Raw genomic sequence first — 1,776 nt, 5'->3', positions numbered from 1 at the left:
AGTTATAATAAACATGCTTATGTCGTAATTTAATTACGTGGATTGAAATTAGATTTACCTTTATAGCATTTGTATTGCAAAAAGACAAAACCACCACAACATTTTGATATTGTGGTGGTTTTGTTGATTATTACATTACCGCCCCTTCACCCGCTTCAACTCCGCCACAATCAAAAAGCTGACAATCACTAGCAACAACCAAGAGCTAATCTTCCCTAAATGCACCAAACTCCATGCATGGGTTTGATTGGGATATTGCCATGCGCCAAAGAAGGTGGCTATGTTTTCGGCAATCCAAATGAAGAAGCCTATTAGCACAAAGCTCAAGACAATTGGCATGCGGTAATCGATGCCATTTACTTTATAGTTCACCGAAGCACGCCAAAAGACAATAATTACTAACAGCCCTAGCCACCAACGTACATCGATCCAAAAATGATGCCAGAAAAAATTAAAATAAATGGCTGCGGCGAGGGGTACAACCGCTAGCATGGATGGCCAGTTGACGAGCTCAACATGTAGGCGACGCCATGCTTGGCATAGGTAGCTGGCAACGCTGGCATACATAAAGCCGCTATATAAAGGTACGCCGAAAACTTTGAAAAAGCCTTCCTCTGGGTATGCCCATGAGCCCATATGTACCTTGAAAATTTCGAGCGCCAGTCCGATTAAGTGAAACAGTGTGATGACTTTGAGTTCATCCTTTGTTTCAAGACCAGCGCGTAGCATCCACCATTGCATGGCGAGGCAGATGATGAATAGCCAGTCGTAGCGCGCTAGAAATGGTAATGGGATGAATTTTGTTGCTGCTAGAGAGGCGAAGATAACGACTGGAAAAAGGCATGACAGTGCTTGTTCTCGGCCGAAATAGAGCAATTGTTGTAATTTATGTTTCATCCTGAATATCCTTTTCGTATAGTAAAATATCACCTGGCTGGCAGTCCAATGCCTTGCAAATCGCTTCTAATGTGGAGAAGCGGATGGCTTTTGCTTTGCCTGTTTTCAAAATTGAAATATTCGCCATCGTGATGCCCACTTTTTCGGATAGCTCTGTTACGGTCATTTTTCTTTTAGCTAGCATGACATCGAGTTCAATAATAATAGCCAAATTGCTTCACCTCAAATCGTTAAGTCATTTTCGTTTTTCATATCAATGGCATTTGTTAATAGCTGTTGCAGTACTGCGGCAAACACGCCCACAACAAGTGCTGTTGCACCTAGTACAAGACCAATTAAAATAATGCCTGGTGCATCGTCATACTCAGCGACAATATAGAGCAGTGGCATGCTGATGACGTATAAGCCTGTAATGGTAAAGGCACTCCATTTGATTTTTTTCAAGGCGATGACAGAATCATATGAAAATGCACTATGGTCATCGATAAAGTTTAATAGCTTCAATGCTTGGTAGAGCGCCATGAAATAGGCTAGAGCTGTTCCATAGAGGAGCGCCACGATGCCGTACATGACCCCAGCAAGCTCCCAGCCATTTTTCGTCATGTTCATCACGAGCATGGGGAAGCCGATTAAGCAAAGTGCAAGCACAGGTAATGCAAGGATGAGTAAAGCCGCTTTTAAGAAAAGCGTTTGTTTTTTCATAATAGACACCTCTTTGATCCCGTATTAATGATGAAGCGAACTGACCGCTTCGTTTTATCCCGTATTAACAGGCTGTAAGACCCCCAATTCAAAATAGTGAGTGGAACGAAATAGTTAAGCGGTGGATCAACAGCCTGTAAAAACCCGATTGGTGAAACTACCAATCAGTGGGGGATG

3 protein-coding genes are annotated in these 1,776 nt (G+C 42.6%); all 3 read right to left on the bottom strand.

All coding sequences use genetic code 11. From position 1 onward, the window contains the following. Positions 1–135: 135 nt before the first annotated feature. From C9J34_RS18910 to C9J34_RS18900, 3 genes are read right to left on the bottom strand one after another with little or no spacing between them, the layout of a single operon-like run. On the bottom strand, positions 136–897 hold the full coding sequence (locus C9J34_RS18910) for a DUF817 domain-containing protein (protein ID WP_107841737.1): 762 nt from the start codon (positions 895–897) through the stop codon (positions 136–138). Next, a complete protein-coding gene (locus C9J34_RS18905; RefSeq protein ID WP_107841736.1) occupies positions 887–1,108 on the bottom strand; it encodes a helix-turn-helix domain-containing protein in 222 nt (73 codons plus the stop codon). The genes C9J34_RS18910 and C9J34_RS18905 overlap by 11 nt, the downstream gene beginning before the upstream one ends. 11 nt (positions 1,109–1,119) lie before the next feature. Further along, a complete protein-coding gene (locus C9J34_RS18900) occupies positions 1,120–1,599 on the bottom strand; it encodes a DUF2975 domain-containing protein (protein WP_107841735.1) in 480 nt (159 codons plus the stop codon). Positions 1,600–1,776 lie beyond the last annotated feature (177 nt).

This window comes from Metasolibacillus meyeri, from assembly GCF_003049505.1.
Lineage (GTDB): Bacteria > Bacillota > Bacilli > Bacillales_A > Planococcaceae > Metasolibacillus > Metasolibacillus meyeri.
The sequence above is the reverse complement of the archived record's forward strand: the minus strand, read 5'-3'. Positions and strand labels throughout refer to the sequence as shown.